The sequence below is a fragment of the Nonomuraea sp. NPDC051941 genome (genome assembly GCF_044593615.1).
The window spans coordinates 1-19,274 of the sequence record NZ_JBIUCF010000020.1; the positions used below are offsets into that span (position 1 = coordinate 1).

Sequence of the window (19,274 nt, forward strand, 5' to 3'; positions counted from 1 at the left end):
GCGGCCCCCCCCCCCCCCGGCGCGCGCCCCCCCCCCCCCCCCCCCCCCCCCCCCCCCCCCCCCCCCCCCCCCCCCCGCGCCGACCGGCAACCTCGACACCGCCTCCACGCACGACGTCCTGGAGATCCTGGACCGGCTCAGCGAGTCGGGCCGCACGATCGTGCTCATCACCCACGAGAACGACGTGGCCGCGCACGCCAAGCGGGTGATCAGGCTGGTGGACGGCGAGATCGTGGAGGACCGCCGCCAGGGCCCGGTGGACGGCCCGCCGCCCCGGATGGCGGGAGCGGCCCGGTGAACCAGCTCGAGATCCTCCGCTTCGCGCTGCGCGGCCTGCTGGCCAACAAGATGCGCAGCTCGCTGACCACGCTCGGCATCCTCATCGGCGTCGCCGCGGTCATCATGCTGGTCGCCATCGGCGAGGGCTCCTCGCAGAGCATCCAGCGCAACATCCAGCGCCTCGGCGCCAACACCCTGACGATCTCCCCGCAGTTCTCGGGCGGTGGCGGCGGTGGTGGTGGCGGCGTCGTGCGGGCGTCCGGCGGCGGCACGAACACCGGCCCGCGCACCCAGGCCAGGCAGCTCAGCCTGACCGACGCCAAGGCGCTGACCGACAAGACCCTGGCGCCCTCCGTCAGGAGCGTCTCGCCGGTCGTGACCGCCTCCTCCTCGACGGCCACGTACGGGGCCGCCAGCCACGCGATCTCGCAGTTCGTCGGCACCTACCCCAGCTACTTCGAGGCCGTCAACAAGCCGGTCACGAAGGGCACGTACTTCTTCAACGACGACGTGCTGGCCGCCAGGAAGGTCGTGGTGCTCGGCCAGACCGTCGTGGAGGAGCTGTTCGGCACCGTCGATCCCATCGGCAAGCAGGTCAGCGTGTCCGGCGTGCCGTTCACGGTCGTCGGGGTGCTGAAGGAGGCCGGGTCCACCGGCATGCAGGACGCCGACGACGTGGCCATCGCGCCGCTGCCCGCCGTACAGCAGAGCCTGAGCGGGTTCGGCTCGCTCAACTCGATCGTCGTGCAGGCGTCCGGGGCGGAGACCACGACGGCGGCGCAGGCCGAGGTCACGGCCATCCTCAACCAGCGGCACGGCATCAAGAACGACAACGCCGACTACCGCATCCTCAACCAGGCCACCTTGCAGGAGACCGTCAGCGCGGCGACCGGCACCTTCACGGTGCTGCTGGGCGCCGTGGCGGCGATCTCGCTGCTGGTGGGCGGCATCGGCATCACCAACATCATGCTGGTGACCGTCACGGAGCGCACGCGCGAGATCGGCATCCGCAAGGCGATCGGCGCGCCCAGGAGCGCGATCCTGGGCCAGTTCCTGCTGGAGGCCACGCTGCTGAGCCTGGTCGGCGGGCTGTCCGGGGTACTGGTGGCGTTCATCGGGACCAGGTTCACGGTGGCCGGCATCGAACCGGTCCTGGTGCCGTCGTCGGTGGCGCTCGCGCTGGGCGTGTCGGTGGGGATCGGGTTGTTCTTCGGCAGTTATCCCGCCAACCGGGCGGCCAAGCTGAGGCCGATCCAGGCCCTGCGCCACGAGTAAGGAGAATGACATGGCCCAGCTCGACGACTCCTCGCCGTACCCCGACGACCTGAAGGAGGAGCTCGCCGTCCAGCCACGGAAGGGCGCCTCCAAGCTCACGCTGGCGTTGGCCGCCGGCGTCGTGCTGGTGGCCGGTATCCTCATCGGCATTCAGGCCGCCAACCTGTTCGGCTCGCCGGCCGCCTCCGCCGCCGGGGCGCAGCAGCGCCCCATGGGCGGCGGGTACGGCCAGCAGCAGGGCGGTTTCGGCCAGCAGCGTGGCGGATCCGGACAGCCGCCCGGTTACGGTGGAGGCCAGCGGATGGGCGGCGGCGGGGGAGGCACCATCGGCACCGTCGAGAAGGTCGAGGGCGGCAAGGTCTACGTGAAGACCATGGACGGCTCCACCGTCACGGTCGCCACCGACGACCAGACGACCGTCCAGATCTCCAAGCCCGGGAAGGTGACCGACCTCCAGACCGGCACCACGGTGGTCGTCCGCGGCCGGCAGGGCGGCGACGGTTCGGTGACCGCGACGTCGATCACGCAGGGGAACCTGGGAGGAGGCCCGCGATGACGCGCGAGCCCGAAGCCCGGCTGCTGGTGGTCGACGACGAGCCCAACATCAGGGAGCTGTTCTCGGCCAGCCTGCGCATGGCCGGCTTCGAGGTGCTGACCGCGGCCGACGGCATGGAGGCGCTGCGGGTGGCCGAGGAGAGCTCACCTGACCTGGTGATGCTCGACGTCATGCTGCCCGACCTGGACGGCCTGGCGGTCGCGGGCAGGCTGCGGTCCCGCGGCCGCCGGGTCCCGGTGCTGTTCGTGACGGCGAAGGACACCCCCGAGGACCGCATCGCGGGGCTGGGCCTGGGCGAGGACTACGTGACCAAGCCGTTCAGCCTGGAGGAGGTCATCGCCAGGATCCGGGCGGTGCTGCGCCGCACCCGGCGCGGCGTGCCGCCGCCCAACCGGATGCGGGTGGCCGACCTGGAGCTGGACGAGGAGAGCCACGAGGTGTGGCGCGACGGCATCCCGGTGAAGCTGTCGCCGACGGAGTTCAGGCTGCTGCGGTACTTCATGCTCAACGTGGGCCGGGTGCTGTCCAAGACGCAGATCCTCGACCACGTCTGGAACGGCGACTGGCGCACCGACGTCGGGCTCGTCGAGTCGTACGTCTCCTACCTGCGGCGGAAGGTGGACACGGGGGACCGCAAATACCTGCACACGCTGCGCGGGGTGGGCTACATCCTGCGCCCGCCCCGCATATGAGCGGCGCCGTCTCTCCCGCTCAACACCTCCGCGCGAAGGGCGCGGCGGTGCGCAAACACCTGGCCAGGTCCCCGCTGTGGCTGCGGCTGGTGTCGGCGACCCTCCTGCTGGTCACCCTCGCCATCACCGTGACCGGCCTGTTCGCCGTACGGCTGATGCGCGGCTACCTCGTCGAGCGCGTGGACCAGCAACTGCTCGCGGCCAGCCGGCCGCTGCGCGAGCCGCCCCCGCCGCCCACCGACCAGCCCCGTCCCGGCACCCGCCCGCAGCGTTTCTTCGGCCTGTTCTACGCGGTGATCCTCGACTCCACCGGCGCCCCGATCAGGACGCTCAGCGAGTCCACCGAGGACCACACGCCCGCCCTGCCCAAGCTCGACCTCGCCACGGTCCTGGAGCTCCACGGCCACCCCTTCACCGTCGAGTCGCGCGCCGCCGGTGGCCCGAGCTGGCGCGTCACCGCCGTGCCGGTCCGGGACGGCGAGACCCGGGTGATCGCCGTCAACCTGAACGACGTGGACGCCACGGTCTCGCAGCTCGCCCTGATCGTGGGGGTCGCCGGCGGCGGCACGCTGGTGGTGCTCGGGTTCGCCTGCTATTGGCTGGTACGCCGCAGCCTGCGCCCGCTCCGCGAGATCGCGCGTACGGCCAAGGACATCGCGGGCGGCGACCTGTCCCGCCGCGTGCCCATGTGGGCGGCCACCACCGAGGTCGGCAAGCTCGGCCGCTCCCTGAACGGCATGCTCGCGCAGATCGAGTCGGCGGCGCGCGAGCGCGAGGCGGCCGCAGAGTCGGCCCGCCAGTCCGCCACGGCCGCGCGGCGCTCCGAGGAGCTGATGCGCAGGTTCATGGCTGACGCCTCCCACGAGCTGCGCACGCCGCTGACGTCGATCAGGGGGTTCGCCGAGCTGTACCGGCTGGGGGAGGAGAAGGACCTGGCGGAGGCCGTACGGCTGCTGAGCCGCATCGAGGGGCAGGCGGCCCGCATGGGGCTGCTGGTGGAGGACATGCTCCAGCTGGCCCGCCTCGACCAGCGGCGGGAGCTGGCCCGGCGGCCCGTGGACCTGCTCAGCCTGGCCGCCACCGCCGTCATCGACGCCCAGACGCTGGCGCCGGACCGCAGGATCGAGCTGGTGCGGCTGTTCGGGGGTGAGGGGGACGTGACCGTGACGGGGGACGAGTCGCGGCTCGGGCAGGTGATCAACAACCTCGTCACGAACGCCCTCACCCACACGCCGCCCGGCACGCCCTTCCAGGTGCGGGTCGGGCTGGACGGGGACCAGGCCGTGGTGGAGGTGGCCGACGAGGGGCCCGGCTTCCCGCCGGAGGTGGCCGAGCGCGTCTTCGAGCGCTTCTACCGGGCGGATCCGGCGCGGAGCGCGGGCGGGTCGGGGCTGGGGTTGTCGATCGCGGCGACGCTGGTGGAGGCGCACGGGGGGATCGTGATGGCGGAAGGCTCACCCGGCAAGGGCGCCCTCTTCCGCATCATCCTCCCCACCACCGTCACCCCACCCCCCACTTGACCACCCGCGTCACGCTCGGCCTCGACACCGCCACCCACGTCACGCTCGGCCCGAATCCCGCACCTGGCGATCCCCACCCCACGCCGTCCCTCGGAACTCAGCACGTCGGCGGCCGGGCAGCGGCTCAGCCGAAGGTGTACCCGTACAGCCCGGTGCCCTTGCTGAGCCGGCGCACCTTGCCCAGCTTCAGCCCCGCCTTCCGGGACCCGGGAGCGTACATGACCAGCCCCTGGTCCGGCGCCGCCACCACGAGCCCGTACAGCGGCCGCCGCGCCCCCAGCGCCCGATAACGCTCACTCAGCGGCAAAGAGGCCAGGGCGGCCCCGAAGTCCCGCCCCTCGCCCTTGATCAGCAGGTTCCCCACCCGCGTCAGCCCGCCGGACGCCCGCCCCGCCAGCACCTGGACCGCCTTCTCCCCGGGCACGCCGATCGCCAGCTCGTCGTGCCCGTCCCCGTTGAAGTCCCCGGCGGCCAGCGACGCTCCGAACCGGTCGTAGTACCGGGGCACCCCCTTGAGCGTGTTCTGCGACCACGCCTCGCTCTTACGGGTGGTCAGCCCGCCGCGCGACCCGTACAGGACGTCCACGGTGCCGTCGCCGTAGTCCATCGCCCGCTGGTTCGCGCTGAGCCCCTCGCTCGGCACCCCGATGGCCAGGTCGGCCCGCCCGTCCCCGTTGAAGTCGCCCGTGGCCAGCGAGGCCCCGAACGCGTCCCACTTCTCGGAGGCCCCCTTGATGCCGGGGCTGCTCTGGGTGAGCACCCGCGCCCGCTTCGCCCGTACGTCGACGACGGTCACCGACCCCTGCCCGTCCAGCGTGACGCTGTCGGCGGGCGCGCCGACGACCAGCTCGTCCTTGCCGTCCCCGTCGAAGTCCCCGGTCGCCAGCGCGGCGCCCCACTGGTCGGTCACGTTCGCCGCCTGCCGCACCCACGACGTCTTCTGCGTGATCTGGTACGGCTTGCGCCCCTTCATCCAGTACACCGTCACCGCCCCGCCCGAGCGGTGGCTGGGCGCGCCGACGACCAGTTCGTCCTTGCCGTCCCCGTCGAGGTCACCGGCGGCCAGCGCCGCCCCGAACCGGTCGCTGGACGGCTTGGCCGGCGCCAGCTCCTTGCCCGGGACCAGCCCGCCGACCGAGCCGTTGAAGATCTGGACGACCCCGTTCCCGTCCCCGCCCGGCACCCGCGCCCCCACGAACTCCTCCGACACCCCGACCGCCAGGTCGGCGCACTTGTCCCCGTTGAAGTCGCCGACGGCCAGCGCCGATCCGAACGAGTCACCGGGTTCGGCGCCGTTCTGGGTGAGCTTCACCTTCTTCCCGGACCCGTACATCACGGTCACCGACCCGGCCCGGGAGTCGTCGTAGGGTGCGGCCACGGCGAGGTCGGGCCGTCCGTCACCGTCGAAGTCGAGAGGGTGCCCGCCGCACGCCCGTGCCGCGGCGGGAGTCGTGCCGGAGGCGAGAGGGAGAACCAGGCAGGCGGCGAGGAGAAGGTTCATAACGGAAGTAATGTCCACACAGGTCGAACCGTGCCTGAACGGCGCGAGAACGGCCCAGGAGAGCCGGATGCACATCGCTTGGCGATCCACGGCGTGGTGGGAACGTGCCAGGATAGACGGGTGGACATCGATCTCGCGGATCTGGATTTCTGGCGTAAGCCGCCGAAAGAGCGTAACGAGGCATTCGCCCGGCTCCGGCAGGTGGAGCATCCGGTGTTCTTCCCCGAGAAGAAGGTGCCGTTCCTGCGCTCAGGCAAGGGTTTCTACGCCCTCGTACGGCACGCGGACGTGGTCGAGGCCAGCCGCAACGCCAAGATCTTCTCCAGCGAGCCCGCCGTCACCAACCCGGAGCCGCCCGGCTGGGTGAAGCAGGTCTTCGGGGAGTCGATGGTCAACATGGACGACCCGCGCCACGCCCGCCTGCGCCGGATCGTCACCCGCTCGTTCAGCCCGAAGATGCTGGCCGGCCTGCAGAGCGACATCGAGGCCGCCTGCGCCCGCATCGTCGACGACGTCGTCAGGGACGGGCCGCGCGACTTCGTCGCCCAGGTGGCCGCCCGGCTGCCCATCCACGTCATCTGCGACATGCTGGACATCCCGCAGGAGCTGCGCGAGAAGGTCCACCAGCACGTCGACATCTCCACCGCGTACACCGGTGTGCGCCCCAGCCTGGCCCGCAGCGTCCAGATGGCCGGCCAGAACATGCTGGCCCTGCTCGCCCTGCAGCGCATGGTCATCAAGCTCGGCCACGAGCGCGTCGCCGACCCCAAGGGCGACCTGGTGTCCCTGCTGGTCAACGCCAACCCCGACGGGGAGAAGCTGGCCGACAAGGAGCTCGGCTCGTTCTTCTCGCTGCTGCTGGTCGCGGGCAACGAGACGGCCCGCAACACGATGGCGCACGGCATCAAGCTCCTCACCGACAACCCGGCGCAGCGCGAGCTGCTGATGAGCGACTTCGACACGCACATCAACGGCGCGATCGAGGAGATGGTCCGGTACGTGTCGCCGATCATGCAGTTCCGGCGCACGGTCACCGAGGACTACTCGCTGCGCGGGCTGGAGCTGAAGAAGGGCGACAAGGTCGTCCTGTTCTACGGATCGGCCAACCGTGACGAGTCGGTCTTCCCCGACGCCGACACGTTCGACATCACCCGCGAGACCAAGCCGCACGTCGGCTTCGGCGGCCCCGGGCCGCACTTCTGCCTCGGCGCCAACCTGGCCAGGCAGGAGATGCGGACGATGTTCCGCGAGCTGCTGACCAGGCTGCCCGACATCCGCTCGGTCGGCGAGCCCGACCTGCTGCTGTCGAACTTCGACAACAGCGTCCGGGCCCAGCCGTTCACCTTTTGACGCTGTGACGGGACTCAGTCGGGCTGGTCGTCGTCGACCGCCAGCACGTTCGTCCTGATCGTGAAGAACGTGATCAGCGCCGCCACCACCATCATCCCGGCGCTGACCAGCATCGCCATGTGGAACCCGGCGTTGAACACCGGCGGGTTCCTGAACGCGTCACCCACCAGCCCGACCAGCGGCGGCACGGCCGCCACGGCGAGAAGGCTCCCGGTGCGGGCCACGGCGTTGTTGACGCCGCTGGCGGTGCCGGCATGCCGCTCCTCGGCGGTGGCCAGCACGGTCGAGGTCAGCGGCGCGACCGCCGCCGAAAGCCCCAGCCCGAACAGGGTCGCCGCGGGCAGGACCTGCAGCGCGTAGGAGGCGCCCGGCCCGATCGTGCTCATCGCGAGGAACCCGCAGGCCGCGAGCAGGATCCCGCCCGTCATCGGCCAGCGTGGCCCGCGTCGCTTGGCGATCTCTCCGGCCCGGGGCGACAGGAGCAGCATCAGGATCGTCGTCGGCAGCATCGCCAGCCCCGCCGCGATGGGCCCGAACCCGGACACCACCTGGAGCTGGACCACGAGCAGGAAGAACACCACGCCCATGGCCGCGTACATGATCAGCGTCACCACGTTCACGGCGGTGAAGACCGGGTTGCGGAAGATCTCCACCGGCACCAGCGCGTCGGGCGACCTGCGGATCTCGGTCACCACGAAGGCCGCGCCCAGCACCAGTCCCGCGATCAGCGGTATCGGCGCGCCCGTCTCGATCAGCCCGTACGTGATCCCGGCCAGCGCCAGCGCCGCCAGCACCGCCCCCAGCACGTCGAACCGCCCCGCCGCCTCCTCGTCCTTGCTCTCCGGCACGTGGCGCAGCGTCACGAGCACGATCAGCGCCGCGAACGGTAGGTTGATCAGGAACGCCCAGCGCCACCCCACGCTCTGCACCAGCCAGCCGCCCAGCAGCGGCCCGATCGCGCTGGCCACACCGCCCAGCCCGGACCACACCCCGACGGCCCGGGGCCGGTCGTGCCGCACGAACGACGCCTGAATGATCGCCAGTGAACCCGGCGTGAGCAACGCCCCGCCGATGCCCTGCAGGGCTCGGGCCGAGATCAGGAACTCGATGTTCGGCGACAGCCCGCACAGCGCCGAGGCCACGGCGAACCACACCGTGCCGATCAAGAAGATCTTCCGCCGCCCGTACCGGTCGCCCAGCGACCCGCCCAGCAGGATCAGCCCGGCGAGGGTGAGCGTGTACGCGTTGATCGTCCACTGCAGGCCGTCCATGCCCGCGTTGAGCTCTTTGCCCAGGAACGGGAGGGCGACGTTGACCACGGTGCTGTCGAGCAGCGCCAGCCCGGAGCCGAGCACGGTCGCCGCCAGGATCCAGCGGCCGCGGGCGGACCCGAGCTGGACATGGCCGTTCACAGGCGCCGTCCCCGGGCCGTCAGCCGTACCGCTCACGCGAGTCCGCCGATGGCCCGGAGCACGAACTCGGACACCAGCTCCCCGGCCCGGTCCACCGTCACGCTCCCGCTGATCAGCGGAACCCGCTCGGCGCCGACGACGGCGAGGATCATGCGAGCTGTGGCCTGCACGTCGAGCACCCGGAAATCGCCGGACTCGACCCCGCTCTCGAGGATCTCCACCAGAATGCGCTGCATGGGAGCGACATGCTCGGCCAGCTGCTGGTAGGCGTCGGGCCCGAGCGCGGCACTGAGATCAGCGGCACCCGGGTGCGGATGGGCGACCAGCCCGGTCAACTGCAGCCGCACGAACGCCCGCAGCCGATCAGCCGGTGAGGCACCCCCTGGCAGCTCCTGCTCGTAGCTGTCGATGAAGTACTGGGTCACCCGCTCGGTGAACGCCAGCAACAGCGCCGCCTTGTCGGGGAAGTAGTTGTACAGGACGGTCCTGGTGATCCCGGCCTCGCCGGCCACGTCCGTCATCGAGATCGCGTCGATACCGTGCACCCTGGACAGCCGGGAGACGGCCTGCAGGATCCGGTCCCGCGTCTGCGTTCGATGCTCGCCGATCGTGGCGGCGGAGATCCGAGGCATACGCCCATCGTAGGCCGAGATCGTCACAAGCCAACGCGCACTCCCCTCATTCACCCTCCCCTCCGAATCCCCCCACCGCCAACGGACACCGGACCAGCGAGAACGGCCCGTCGGCGGTTGATGGCTTGCCTTGATGATGCGGTGGGGCACCTGTGGGTGGTTGGTGGCCTGTCTTGATGATGAGGCGAGGGCTTCCACCGGCGGTTGGTGGTCGGTCCTGATGATGTGGTGGGGCACCTGTGGGTGGTTGGTGGCCTGTCTTGATGACGTGGCGAGGGTTTCCACTGGCGGTTGGTGGTCGGTTCTGATGATGTGGTGGGGCGCCTGTCGGTGGCTGGTGGGCTGTCTTGATGACGTGGCGAGGGTTTCCACTGGCGGTTGGTGGTTGGTCCTGATGATGTGGTGAGATGCACGCCGGTGGTTAATGGGCTGTCCTGACGACGTGATGAGGGCGCCCGCCGGTGTTTGGTTGGGCGGCCGTGACGGCGTGGCGGGGTCGGTCGTCGGATGTTGGGTGGCCGTCCGTGGCGAGGGGTTGCTGGTGCGTGGATGGCGATTGCGGCGATGGGGGAGGTGCGGCTGCCGGGGGTCAGGTCCCGGTTCCGGCGGCGTGGTGAGGGCGCCCGCCGGTGTTCGGATGGCAGCCGCGGAGGTGTGGCGTCGCCGGTCGTCGGTCGTCAGGTGGCGGCCGTGACGAAGGGCCGCTGGTGGCTGGGCGGCGCACGTAAGGGGGCGTCGGTGGCTAATTGGCTGGCTGTTGTGACCGCGTGGTGAGGTCGGCCGCTGGGTGGTGGGTCCTGATGACGGGCGGCTGGTTGCTGGGCAAGGGGCGCGGAGGCACGTTGGTAGGAGGCGACAGCCGTAACAGCGTGGCGAGGCCGGTCGCCGGGCCGTTAGGCGGCAGCCGTGACGGCGAGGCCTGCTGGTTAAGCGGCGGTCCTGACAGCGGGCCGCTGCTGCTAGGCCGAGTTGTGACGGCGGGTCGCTGCTGTTAGGCGGCAGTTGTGACGGCGTGGTGAGGCCGGTTGTCGGGCGTTGGCCGGCGGTCGTGGCGGCGGGGTGCTGGTGGTTAGGCGGCGGTCATGACGGCGTGGCGAGGCCGGTCGCCGGGCGTTGGGCGGCGGTCGTGGCGGCGGGGTGCTGGTGGTTAGGCGGCGGTCTTGACGACGTGGAGGAGTTCGGCGAGTACCTCGGTGTTGAGCTGGTACGCCAGCTTCACCTCGCGGATCATGCGCTGACGCTCCCGGTCGTCCAGCTCGAGCTCGTCCAGCCGCGCACGGTACTCGTTCTTGAACCTCGGCAGGCTACCCAGCCCGTCGAAGATGTAGAAGTCGACGCCCCCGCCCGTGCCGTACCCGTAGATCTTCTGCAGCTCCATGCGGATGAACTGACCACCAGACAGATCGCCCAGGTAGCGCGTGTAGTGGTGGGCGATGTAGCCGCTCGGCCAATCGGCCACCTGGTGAATCCGCGCGACCAGCGTGCGGGTGGCCTTGGACGGCACGATCCGGCTCCGCCAGCTCGTACCGTAGATCGTCGCAAGGTCCCGCTCCAGCGCTCGCTCCCGATACAGCTCAGGGAAGACGAACCGGCCCGCCATCGGATGGTCGGCGAGTTGGCGTGACACGCCGTCAAGCGCTATGTACGCGAAGTAGTGTTGAGCTACCATCTCGCCGTATTCGTGCTCGCTCAGCCGGCCGCCCATGAGCTCCGCGAGATAGCTCTCGCCTTCGGCGGACTCGTGGTCAGCCCAGGTGGCGTTCTTCAGGGTTTCGGAGAACGGGGTGGTCACGGCCTACCTCAACTCGCACGGAAGTTTCATGACAAAGTGTCACAAACATCGGCATCCGGCGTCAAGCTGATGACGACACCATGTCATCAAAATCCGGCTCTTCTGTCTCGTACCCAGGAAACACCACGTCAAGAGGTCACCTCGCCTTCGTGTCCGAGAGCGATGAGGGTCAGGTTGCGCAGCGATGGGGTCCCGGGGGTGAAGTAGTCGCTGTGACCGCCCGAGCCCACCGCGAAGACACGAGCTCCGAACGAAGGGCTCATAGGGTCGGCGCCGAAGCCCACGGGCCCGAGCTTGACCTTCGGCACGAACCTGACCCAGTCGTTCTCCCCCAGCCCCGCCCACACCCGTAGCGGCACCACCGCCACACCTTTCGCGCCGCCCTGAGCACCCTTTACGCCTGCCGTGCTCCAGGAGCCCGGCAAGTCTGCTGCGTCCCCGGTATCGGGCGGGCTTGGCGTGCCTGTGGTGTCCGGCGAGTCCGCCTCCTGCGCGCCTTTGGGATCCTGTGCGCCGACCGAGCCTGTCGCCTTTTGGACGTTGTATGAGTCTGCCGCGTCCTGATCGTCCTGCGCGCCGGTCGTGCCGCGGGTGTCCTGCGGGTCTGTTGCACCTTGAGCGTCGTGTCCGCCTGTGATGCCACGAGTGGTGTCTGCGGTCGGCGCGCTGACGGCGGCTCGGGCCGTCTCCGCGGCGCGGACCGGAGGGGTCAGGGCGGCGGCTCGGGTGGCTTCTGTGGTGTGGGTTGGCTGGGTCAGGGCGGTGGCTCGGGTGGTCTCCGGGGGGCGGGCTGGTTGGGTCAGGGCGGTGGCGGAGGGTGCGTCGAGGCCGGGGCTGCCGAAGACCGCGAGGTCGGTCACGGGTAAGCCGGGGACGGCTTTGGCGCACAGGACCGAGCCGTAGCTGTGGCACAACAACGCGATCGGAGCCGGGGTGCGCGCGTGGAGCTCCGTGATGGTGCGGCGCAGTGCGCGGGCACCTTTGACTGCCGCATCGCTGGTGAGCACGCCCAGGCTCAGCGTGGGTGGGGAGTCGTAGCCCAGCCAGGCCACCACCGCCAGTCGCTCGTGCGGGGCGAGCCGCGCGGCCTCCGCCAGCAGGGCCCTCGCCGCGCCTCCGGGTCGCTTTGTGCCGTCGTCGAACGTGGCCACCGTCGTGTCGGCGCCGGGCACGATGACCGCCACCCGGTCGGCCGTGGCCAGGTCGCCGTAGACCCGCACCAGCCGCCCGCCCGGTTGGCCCGGCCACACCACGAGCGCCCCCACCGTCACGAGCCCTGCGAGGAGAAGGTTTCTGAGCATGCTGGGAACGTTACGGAGAGTGGCCTGTCGTCCGCGTCACCGCAGGGTTTGACCTTTCCCGTAGTACCGGAGGGGGATACGGGACTACGGTGCGTGCCCGGTCGGCCTGATGCCCGGTCGGCCTGATGCCCGGTCGGCCTAATGGCCGGCGATCGCCTTGAACGGGGCTCCACCTCGGTGTGCCCGTCAGGGCCGTCCAACGGTGCGTGGAAGCGCGCGGCATCCCGGCAGTTCTTCGGATCAGACTTGGAGGACGGTTCGGCGAGCCGGCCACAGATCGCCGCTTCCTGCGCCGCCTCGCGTCGTCGGAGAACGCCGTGTGGAACGGGTGCCCGTACCCCATCACCCCGCCCGGCCCGCGATCCGACCGGTAATGCCGGGCACTGTGTACGGCGACGGCCTGCGTGCGTACTCGCGAGAGACCGTCCATCCACGACTACGGCCTGGCCACGGCCGAGCGGCGGGTCGCGGAGTTCCGCATCACCCCGCCCGGGTCAGCGGGTGTAACGGTGCTTGGCGCCTGGGGGGAAGTACTCGGGGTCGCCGGACTCCCGTAGCCGGATGAACGGCACCTGCTGCGGGACGGGCACATAGTTGGCGAACTCGCTGTTCAGCCGCCGCAGCTGGGCCAGGACCGACCCTCCCACCGCCTGGGCGATCTCGTCGGTCGGTTTCTCGCCGGGCATCAACTCCACCGTGATCGTCAGGTGCCGGTCCCGGTCGGCGTCCTCCACCACCTCCACCACGAACTTCCCGGTGACCGAGCCGCTGACCTCCGGCTGCTCCAGGCCGACCGCGACGTTCTCCGGGTAGACGTTCGCGCCGTAGTAGGACACGGTGAAGTGACTGCGGCCGAAGACGTACACGAACGGCCGCTCCGGCCCTCCGGCCGTCGGCTCGAAGCCGTGCCGCCGGACGAAGTCCAGCATGTCCTCGTACGGCACCACGCCGCCCTCGTCGGCGATGTGGTAGCGGATGAGCGGGATGCCGTTGTCGCCGGAGAAGAGCAGGGTGCCCTCGTGCTCCTCGAAGAAGCGGACCTGCGGGTCGTACTGGATGAGCGTCGGAAGCCTGGACTCGCCGAACAGTTCCCTGGCCGTGTCCGGACGCGTGGACAGGAAGCGCCGGATCTCGACGGACAGCGGGGTCTCGTTGCCCAGGACGCCCGCGTCGGCGGTGCCGTACAGGGAGGCGATGCCCCGGACGGGGTCCGCGATCCCCGCCCGCCGCGCGACCAGCGTGCGCCACTCCTCGCTGAACACCTCACCGGCCGTGACGAGTTTGATGTTCCAGTCGGCCCAGGGGAGGTCCTCGGTGTCGATGACGTTCTTGAGGAACGGCGGATAGCCCAGGAGCACGACCTGGTCGAAGTGGGGCGCCAGCTCTGGGATGACCCGCAGGATCTCCCTCCGGTCGGTGCCGGGGGCGACCACGGTGATCGGGTAACCGCGTTCGGCCAGGTGGCGGCAGCAGTTGACGGTGAACAGGCCGCCGACCCAGGTGCCCAGGGCGAAGCAGACGACGGCGAGGGTACGGCGCTCGCGGGCGTCGAAGGAGTCCCTGAAGACCTCCTCGAAACGGGCGGCGATCACGCGCTCGTCCGCCGCCGAGCGCGGCCAGAAGGACGGGACGCCGGTCGAGCCGGAGGACACGGCGATGATGTCCCCGATCGTGCCGTTCCTGCACAGGTCGGGGAGGGGGTGGCGGCGGGTGTAGTTCTCCTTGGACGTCATCGGCAGTCCGACGAAATCCTGAAATGTCGAGATCTGCTCGGGGTTGATGTGGTTCTCCGCCAGAAAGGCCCTGTAGGCGGGAACGGTCGCCGCCACCTGATGGAAGAGCTCAACCGGGTTCATCAGCCGACTGTACGGCGGCGGCCCGTGAAGGGGAACGGGGGTTGTGTAAGGGAGGGGTGCCATCGGCAAGGCTGGCACGGATGCTGGTCGGGTGAGGGGGAACGCGGCCGTGCAAGGGAGGGGCGCCACCGGCAAGGCCGGCACCGACGCTGGTCGGGAGAGGGGGAACGCGGCCGTGCAAGGGAGTGGGTGCCACTCCCAGGGTTACTCGCCGGGGCGGACCAGGCCGGTCTCGTAGGCGAAGACGATCGCCTGGGCGCGGTCGCGCAGGCCGAGCTTCATCAGCACCCGCCCGACATGCGTCTTGACCGTCTGCTCCGCCACGAACAGCTTCTCCGCGATCTCCTGGTTGGACAGCGCCTGCGCGACCAGCGTCAGCACCTCCGTCTCGCGCTCGGTCAGCTCGGCCGGCCGCTTGCCCGTCACAGGTCGCGGCGCGCCCAGCTTGGCGAACTCGTGGATGAGCCGCTTGGTGATCGCCGGGGCGATGAGCGCCTCCCCACCCGCGACCACCCGCACCGCCTCCACGAGCTGGGTGGCGGAGGCGTCCTTGAGCAGGAACCCGCTGGCCCCGGCCCGCAACGCCTCGTAGACGTAGTCGTCGAGGTCGAACGTCGTCAGGATGAGCACCTTCGGCGTCCCGCCACGCGACAGGAGCTCCCTGGTCGCCTCCAGACCGTTCATGACCGGCATGCGCACGTCCATGAGCACCACGTCGGGGCGCAGCGCCGAGGCCCGCTCCACGGCCTCCCGCCCGTTGGCCGCCTCGCCCACGACCTCGATGTCCGGCTGCCCGCTCAGGAACACGGTGAACCCCGTGCGCACCATCCCCTGGTCATCGGCGATCAGAACCCGGATCAAGCCCTCTCCCTCTCCATGGTCATCCGACGTTGTCCCCTGTGATGAGGTGCTCATGGGCCTCCTCGTCGGCGTCGGCGACGGGCAGCGTGGCACGTACCTCGAAGCCTCCACCCGCCATCGGACCGGCGTCGAGCGTGCCGCCGAGCAGCGTCGCCCGTTCGCGCATGCCCACCACCCCCCGACCGGCGCCGGGCCCCGCGCCGGGCGCGGCACTCGGGCCGTTGGCGACGCGCAGCCGCAGCTCACCCCGCCGGTGTGCGACGTCCAGCGCCACCGTCGAGCCGGGCGCGTGCCGCATCGCGTTGCTGAGCGACTCCTGCACGATCCGGTACGCCGACAGCCCCACAGCCGGAGGCAGCCGGTCGAGCGGGCCGGCGCGCTTGACGAGCACGGTCAGCCGGGCGGCGCGGGCGTTGGAGACCAGCTCGTCGAGCCGGTCAAGCCCGGGCTGAGGGGCGGTGTCGACGCGTCCGTCCTGATCGCGCAGCACGCCGAGGACCTGGCGCAGCTCGGCGATCGCCTCCAGCGACAGCCCCCGGATCTCCGCCAGCCCCGCCTCCAGCTGAGCGGGATCGCCCCTGGCCTTGAGCGGCACCGCCTCCGCCTGGATCGCGATCACCGACATGTGGTGCGCGACCACGTCGTGCAGTTCCCTGGCGATGCGGGCCCGCTCCGCCAGCACCGCCTGCGCGCTCTCGGCCTGCCGGGTGCGCCGCTCCTCCGTCTTCAGCTTCGCCGTGGCGGAACGGCGGACCCGCACGTTGTAGCCGAACAGCACCGCCACCGACACGACGACCATGGCGACCGGCATCGAGTTGGGGTCGATGATCCAGGTGGCCAGGAACGTGACGACCCAGACGGCCACCGTGATCCGCCGGTCGCAGCGCACGGCCACGGAGTAGAGGACCAGCAGGTAGGAGACGATCAGCCACGTCATGTACGGCATCTCGCCGTGAGGGAACCCGATCGTCCTGGTCACCCCGACGGCCACGGGCATCAGCGCGAACGACACCCGCCAGGCCGCCAGCGGCCACCGGTCGCGCAGGGCGATGGGCAGCGCGACCGCCACGGCGGTGAGGTAGACGAAGCCCTCCCAGATCGGCCCTTGTCGGTAAGGGCCGATCTGTGGGCCGATGTTCCACGACCACACCGTGCTCTGCGTCTGCCTGTAGAGCAGCAGCGCCAGTATCAGCTCCGCCACCTGGACGAGGCTGATCACGGTGAACGGGACGAGCAGCCTGAGCCGCTGCGGCACCCCGAACGCCAGCCGCCGCACCTTCGGCGGCGGATCGGCGTCGCCCTGGAAGAAGGCGAGCCCGACCGCCCCCGAAACGGCCCACACGGCCCGTCCCGCCGACGTCCCGAGCCGCCCGAGGAACCCCCGTTCCGCCCACGCCCCGAGCCGCCCGAAGAGCCCCCGTTCGCCGCCGCTCCGTTCGCCGTCCGTGCTGGACGGTGACCGGCCGATCCGCTCGCCCGAACGCTCCCCGCCGCCACGCCGCCGGGCTGCCGCGTCATCGTCGTGCGGCTCGGCCGCCGCCTCGTCGCGACCCCCGCCTGGCACGCCTGCCCGCTCCTCACCGCTCCCGCCTGGCGCGCCGGCCTGCTCCTCGGCGGCCGCGCCACGACGGCGGCGGCCGATGAAGCGGCGGCGGGGGACGGAGATCACCTGGTCAAGGGTACGGGCGCGCGCCCCGCCAGGCGTCACACCAGGGTTTGATCCCGCACGTCCCTCTCAGGTATCGCTTACACAATTACGATCGCCGTGAGCGAACATCGGCAAGAGAGGGAACAACGAAGGGCTCCAATGAATTGAGTCGGTATAACTCAACCCTTTGGAGTTCGCATGAGTGAGAGCCTGATCCTTCCGGTCCTGCCACTGGACGACGAGGTCGTCCTGCCGGGCATGGTGGTTCCGCTGGACCTGTCCGACTCCGAGGTGCGGGCTGCCATAGACGCGGCCCGTGCATCCGGTGGCAACAAGCCGCGGGTCCTCCTCGTTCCCCGGATCGACGGCCGTTACGGCGCCATCGGCGTGCAGGCCGTTGTGGAGCAGGTCGGGAGGCTGCCCGGCGGCGAGCCCGCCGCCGTGGTCCGGGGCGTCAACCGCGTCCGCGTGGGCACCGGCACGACGGGCCCGGGTGCCGCGCTGTGGGTCGAGGCCGACACGATCGACACCGTCGCCGCCGGTGAGCGCGCTCAGGAGCTGGCCAAGGAGTACAAGGCGCTGGCCACCACGATCCTCCAGAAGCGCGGCGCCTGGCAGGTGGTCGACCAGGTCAACCAGATCGACGATCCCTCGGTGCTGGCCGACAGCTCCGGCTACACCCCCTGGCTGACCACGGCGCAGAAGGTCGAGCTGCTCGAAGCCGCCGACCCCGCCGAACGGCTGGCCAGGCTGATCGAGTGGTCCCGCGAGCACCTCGCCGAGCTCGACGTCGCCGAGACGATCCGCAAGGACGTCCAGGAGGGCATGGAGAAGCAGCAGCGTGAGTTCCTGCTGCGCCAGCAGCTCGCCGCCGTGCGCAAGGAGCTCAAGGAGCTCAACGGCGACACCGAGACCGAGGAAGAGGACTACCGGGCCCGCGTCGAGGCCGCCGACCTGCCGGAGAAGGTGCGCGAGGCCGCGCTCAAGGAGGTCGACAAGCTGGAGCGGACCTCCGACCAGTCCCCTGAGACCGGCTGGATCCGCACCTGGCTGGACACGGTGCTCGACATCCCCTGGAACGACCGTACCGAGGACAACTACGACATCACCGGCGCGCGGGCCGTGCTCGACACCGACCACACGGGCCTGTCCGACGTGAAGGACCGCATCATCGAGCACCTGGCCGTGCGCAAGCGCCGCCAGGACAAGGGCGTCGGCGTGGTGGGCGGCCGCCGCAGCGGCGCCGTGCTCGCCCTCGCCGGCCCTCCCGGAGTCGGCAAGACGTCTCTGGGCGAGTCCGTGGCCCGCGCGATGGGCCGCAAGTTCGTACGCGTCGCGCTCGGCGGCGTGCGCGACGAGGCCGAGATCCGCGGCCACCGGCGCACCTACGTCGGCGCGCTGCCCGGCCGCATCGTCCGCGCCATCCGCGAGGCCGGCTCGATGAACCCGGTCGTCCTGCTCGACGAGGTCGACAAGGTCGGCTCCGACTACCGCGGCGACCCGACGGCGGCCCTGCTGGAGGTGCTCGACCCGGCCCAGAACCACACGTTCCGCGACCACTACCTCGAGGTCGAGCTGGACCTGTCCGACGTGCTGTTCCTGGCCACGGCCAACGTGCTCGAGGCCATCCCCGGGCCGCTGCTCGACCGGATGGAGATCGTCACGCTCGACGGCTACACCGAGGACGAGAAGGTCGCGATCGCCCGCGACCACCTGCTGCCCAGGCAGCTGGAGCTGGCCGGGCTGAGCGCCGAGGAGGTCAAGGTCGAGGACGACGCGCTGCGCAAGCTGGCCGCCGAGTACACCCGCGAGGCGGGCGTCCGGTCGCTGGAGCGCTCGGTCGCCAGGATCCTGCGCAAGGTGGCGGCCAAGGACGAGCTGCCCGTCACGGTCGGCGAGGGCGACCTCGTGGGCTACCTCGGGCGGCCGCGGTTCGTGCCGGAGTCGTCGCTGCCCGAGTCCACCCAGCGCACCTCGGTGCCGGGCGTGGCCACGGGCCTGGCGGTCACCGGAGCGGGCGGCGACGTCCTGTACGTCGAGGCGTCCATGGCCGACCCGGAGACCGGCGAGACCGGCCTCACGCTGACCGGCCAGCTGGGCGACGTGATGAAGGAGTCGGCCAGGATCGCGCTGTCCTACCTCCGCTCGCACGGGGCGGAGCTGGAGCTGCCGGTCACCGCGCTGAAGGACCGCTCGGTCCACGTCCACTTCCCGGCGGGCGCCGTGCCCAAGGACGGCCCCTCGGCCGGTGTGACGCTGACGACCGCGCTGGCCTCCCTCCTGTCGGGCCGTCTCGTACGCAGTGACGTGGCCATGACCGGCGAGATCTCCCTGACCGGGCGGGTCCTGCCGATCGGCGGCGTCAAGCAGAAGCTCCTGGCCGCGCACCGGGCGGGCATCACGACCGTCCTCATCCCGGCCCGCAACGAGCCGGACCTGGACGACGTGCCCGAGGAGGTTCGCAACGAGCTGACCATCCACGCGGTGAGCGACGTGCGCGAGGTCCTCGACATCGCGCTGACCCCGGCGCAGGTGGCCGCCACGGCAGCCGCCTAATCGGGGCATAAATGGGCGAATCATTCAGTCGTTTGACTGGATG

At 70.8% G+C, this 19,274-nt stretch carries 15 protein-coding genes; 7 read left to right on the forward strand and 8 right to left on the reverse strand.

Going from position 1 to position 19,274, the window contains the following annotated elements; all coding sequences use genetic code 11:
• Positions 1–160: 160 nt before the first annotated feature.
• Genes ACIHFD_RS30640 through ACIHFD_RS30660 form a run of 5 tightly spaced genes read left to right on the forward strand, consistent with a single transcriptional unit; the run spans position 161 to position 4,322 of the window.
• Complete coding sequence (locus ACIHFD_RS30640) at positions 161–298, forward strand: hypothetical protein (protein ID WP_397369824.1); 138 nt, start codon at positions 161–163, stop codon at positions 296–298.
• Positions 295–1,554: an ABC transporter permease gene (locus tag ACIHFD_RS30645; protein WP_397369825.1), complete on the forward strand. Its 1,260-nt coding sequence runs from the start codon at positions 295–297 to the stop codon at positions 1,552–1,554. Before ACIHFD_RS30640 ends, ACIHFD_RS30645 begins: the two co-directional genes overlap by 4 nt.
• Positions 1,555–1,564: 10 nt before the next feature.
• Positions 1,565–2,110 (forward strand): hypothetical protein, encoded by a 546-nt coding sequence (locus tag ACIHFD_RS30650; protein ID WP_363964164.1) that lies wholly within the window; start codon positions 1,565–1,567, stop codon positions 2,108–2,110.
• A complete protein-coding gene (locus tag ACIHFD_RS30655; RefSeq protein ID WP_350726732.1) occupies positions 2,107–2,802 on the forward strand; it encodes a response regulator transcription factor in 696 nt (231 codons plus the stop codon). The genes ACIHFD_RS30650 and ACIHFD_RS30655 overlap by 4 nt, the downstream gene beginning before the upstream one ends.
• 47 nt (positions 2,803–2,849) lie before the next feature.
• Positions 2,850–4,322 carry a sensor histidine kinase gene (locus ACIHFD_RS30660; protein WP_397369826.1) on the forward strand — a complete coding sequence of 491 codons (1,473 nt, stop codon included), beginning with the start codon at positions 2,850–2,852 and terminating at the stop codon, positions 4,320–4,322.
• Positions 4,323–4,446: 124 nt separating this feature from the next.
• Here the strand turns inward: ACIHFD_RS30660 and ACIHFD_RS30665 are convergent, their stop codons facing one another.
• Entirely contained in the window at positions 4,447–5,823 is a 1,377-nt protein-coding gene (locus ACIHFD_RS30665) for an FG-GAP and VCBS repeat-containing protein (RefSeq protein ID WP_397369827.1), read from the reverse strand.
• 120 nt (positions 5,824–5,943) lie between these two features.
• Here ACIHFD_RS30665 and ACIHFD_RS30670 point away from each other — a divergent pair, with 120 nt between their 5' ends.
• A complete protein-coding gene (locus ACIHFD_RS30670) occupies positions 5,944–7,173 on the forward strand; it encodes a cytochrome P450 (RefSeq protein ID WP_350726738.1) in 1,230 nt (409 codons plus the stop codon).
• A 14-nt stretch (positions 7,174–7,187) separates the two neighbouring features.
• Here ACIHFD_RS30670 and ACIHFD_RS30675 read toward each other — a convergent pair whose 3' ends face one another.
• From ACIHFD_RS30675 to ACIHFD_RS30705, 7 genes are all read right to left on the reverse strand, one after another.
• Positions 7,188–8,585, reverse strand: coding sequence for an MFS transporter (locus tag ACIHFD_RS30675; RefSeq protein ID WP_397369828.1), 1,398 nt, complete (start codon positions 8,583–8,585; stop codon positions 7,188–7,190).
• Positions 8,586–8,617: 32 nt separating this feature from the next.
• Positions 8,618–9,217, reverse strand: a complete 600-nt coding sequence (locus tag ACIHFD_RS30680) for a TetR/AcrR family transcriptional regulator (protein WP_350726742.1) — start codon at positions 9,215–9,217, stop codon at positions 8,618–8,620.
• 1,147 nt (positions 9,218–10,364) lie between these two features.
• Positions 10,365–11,009: a heme oxygenase (biliverdin-producing) gene (locus ACIHFD_RS30685; RefSeq protein ID WP_397369829.1), complete on the reverse strand. Its 645-nt coding sequence runs from the start codon at positions 11,007–11,009 to the stop codon at positions 10,365–10,367.
• 128 nt (positions 11,010–11,137) lie between these two features.
• A complete protein-coding gene (locus ACIHFD_RS30690) occupies positions 11,138–12,310 on the reverse strand; it encodes an alpha/beta hydrolase (protein ID WP_397369830.1) in 1,173 nt (390 codons plus the stop codon).
• A 494-nt stretch (positions 12,311–12,804) separates the two neighbouring features.
• A complete protein-coding gene (locus ACIHFD_RS30695; RefSeq protein ID WP_397369831.1) occupies positions 12,805–14,166 on the reverse strand; it encodes a phenylacetate--CoA ligase family protein in 1,362 nt (453 codons plus the stop codon).
• Between the two features lie 204 nt (positions 14,167–14,370).
• Complete coding sequence (locus ACIHFD_RS30700; RefSeq protein WP_397369832.1) at positions 14,371–15,027, reverse strand: response regulator; 657 nt, start codon at positions 15,025–15,027, stop codon at positions 14,371–14,373.
• 19 nt (positions 15,028–15,046) lie between these two features.
• Positions 15,047–16,696, reverse strand: coding sequence for a sensor histidine kinase (locus tag ACIHFD_RS30705; protein WP_397369833.1), 1,650 nt, complete (start codon positions 16,694–16,696; stop codon positions 15,047–15,049).
• Positions 16,697–16,873: 177 nt separating this feature from the next.
• Between ACIHFD_RS30705 and lon the strand changes: the two genes are divergently transcribed.
• Entirely contained in the window at positions 16,874–19,231 is a 2,358-nt protein-coding gene (lon, locus tag ACIHFD_RS30710; RefSeq protein ID WP_397369834.1) for an endopeptidase La, read from the forward strand.
• Positions 19,232–19,274: the final 43 nt, after the last annotated feature.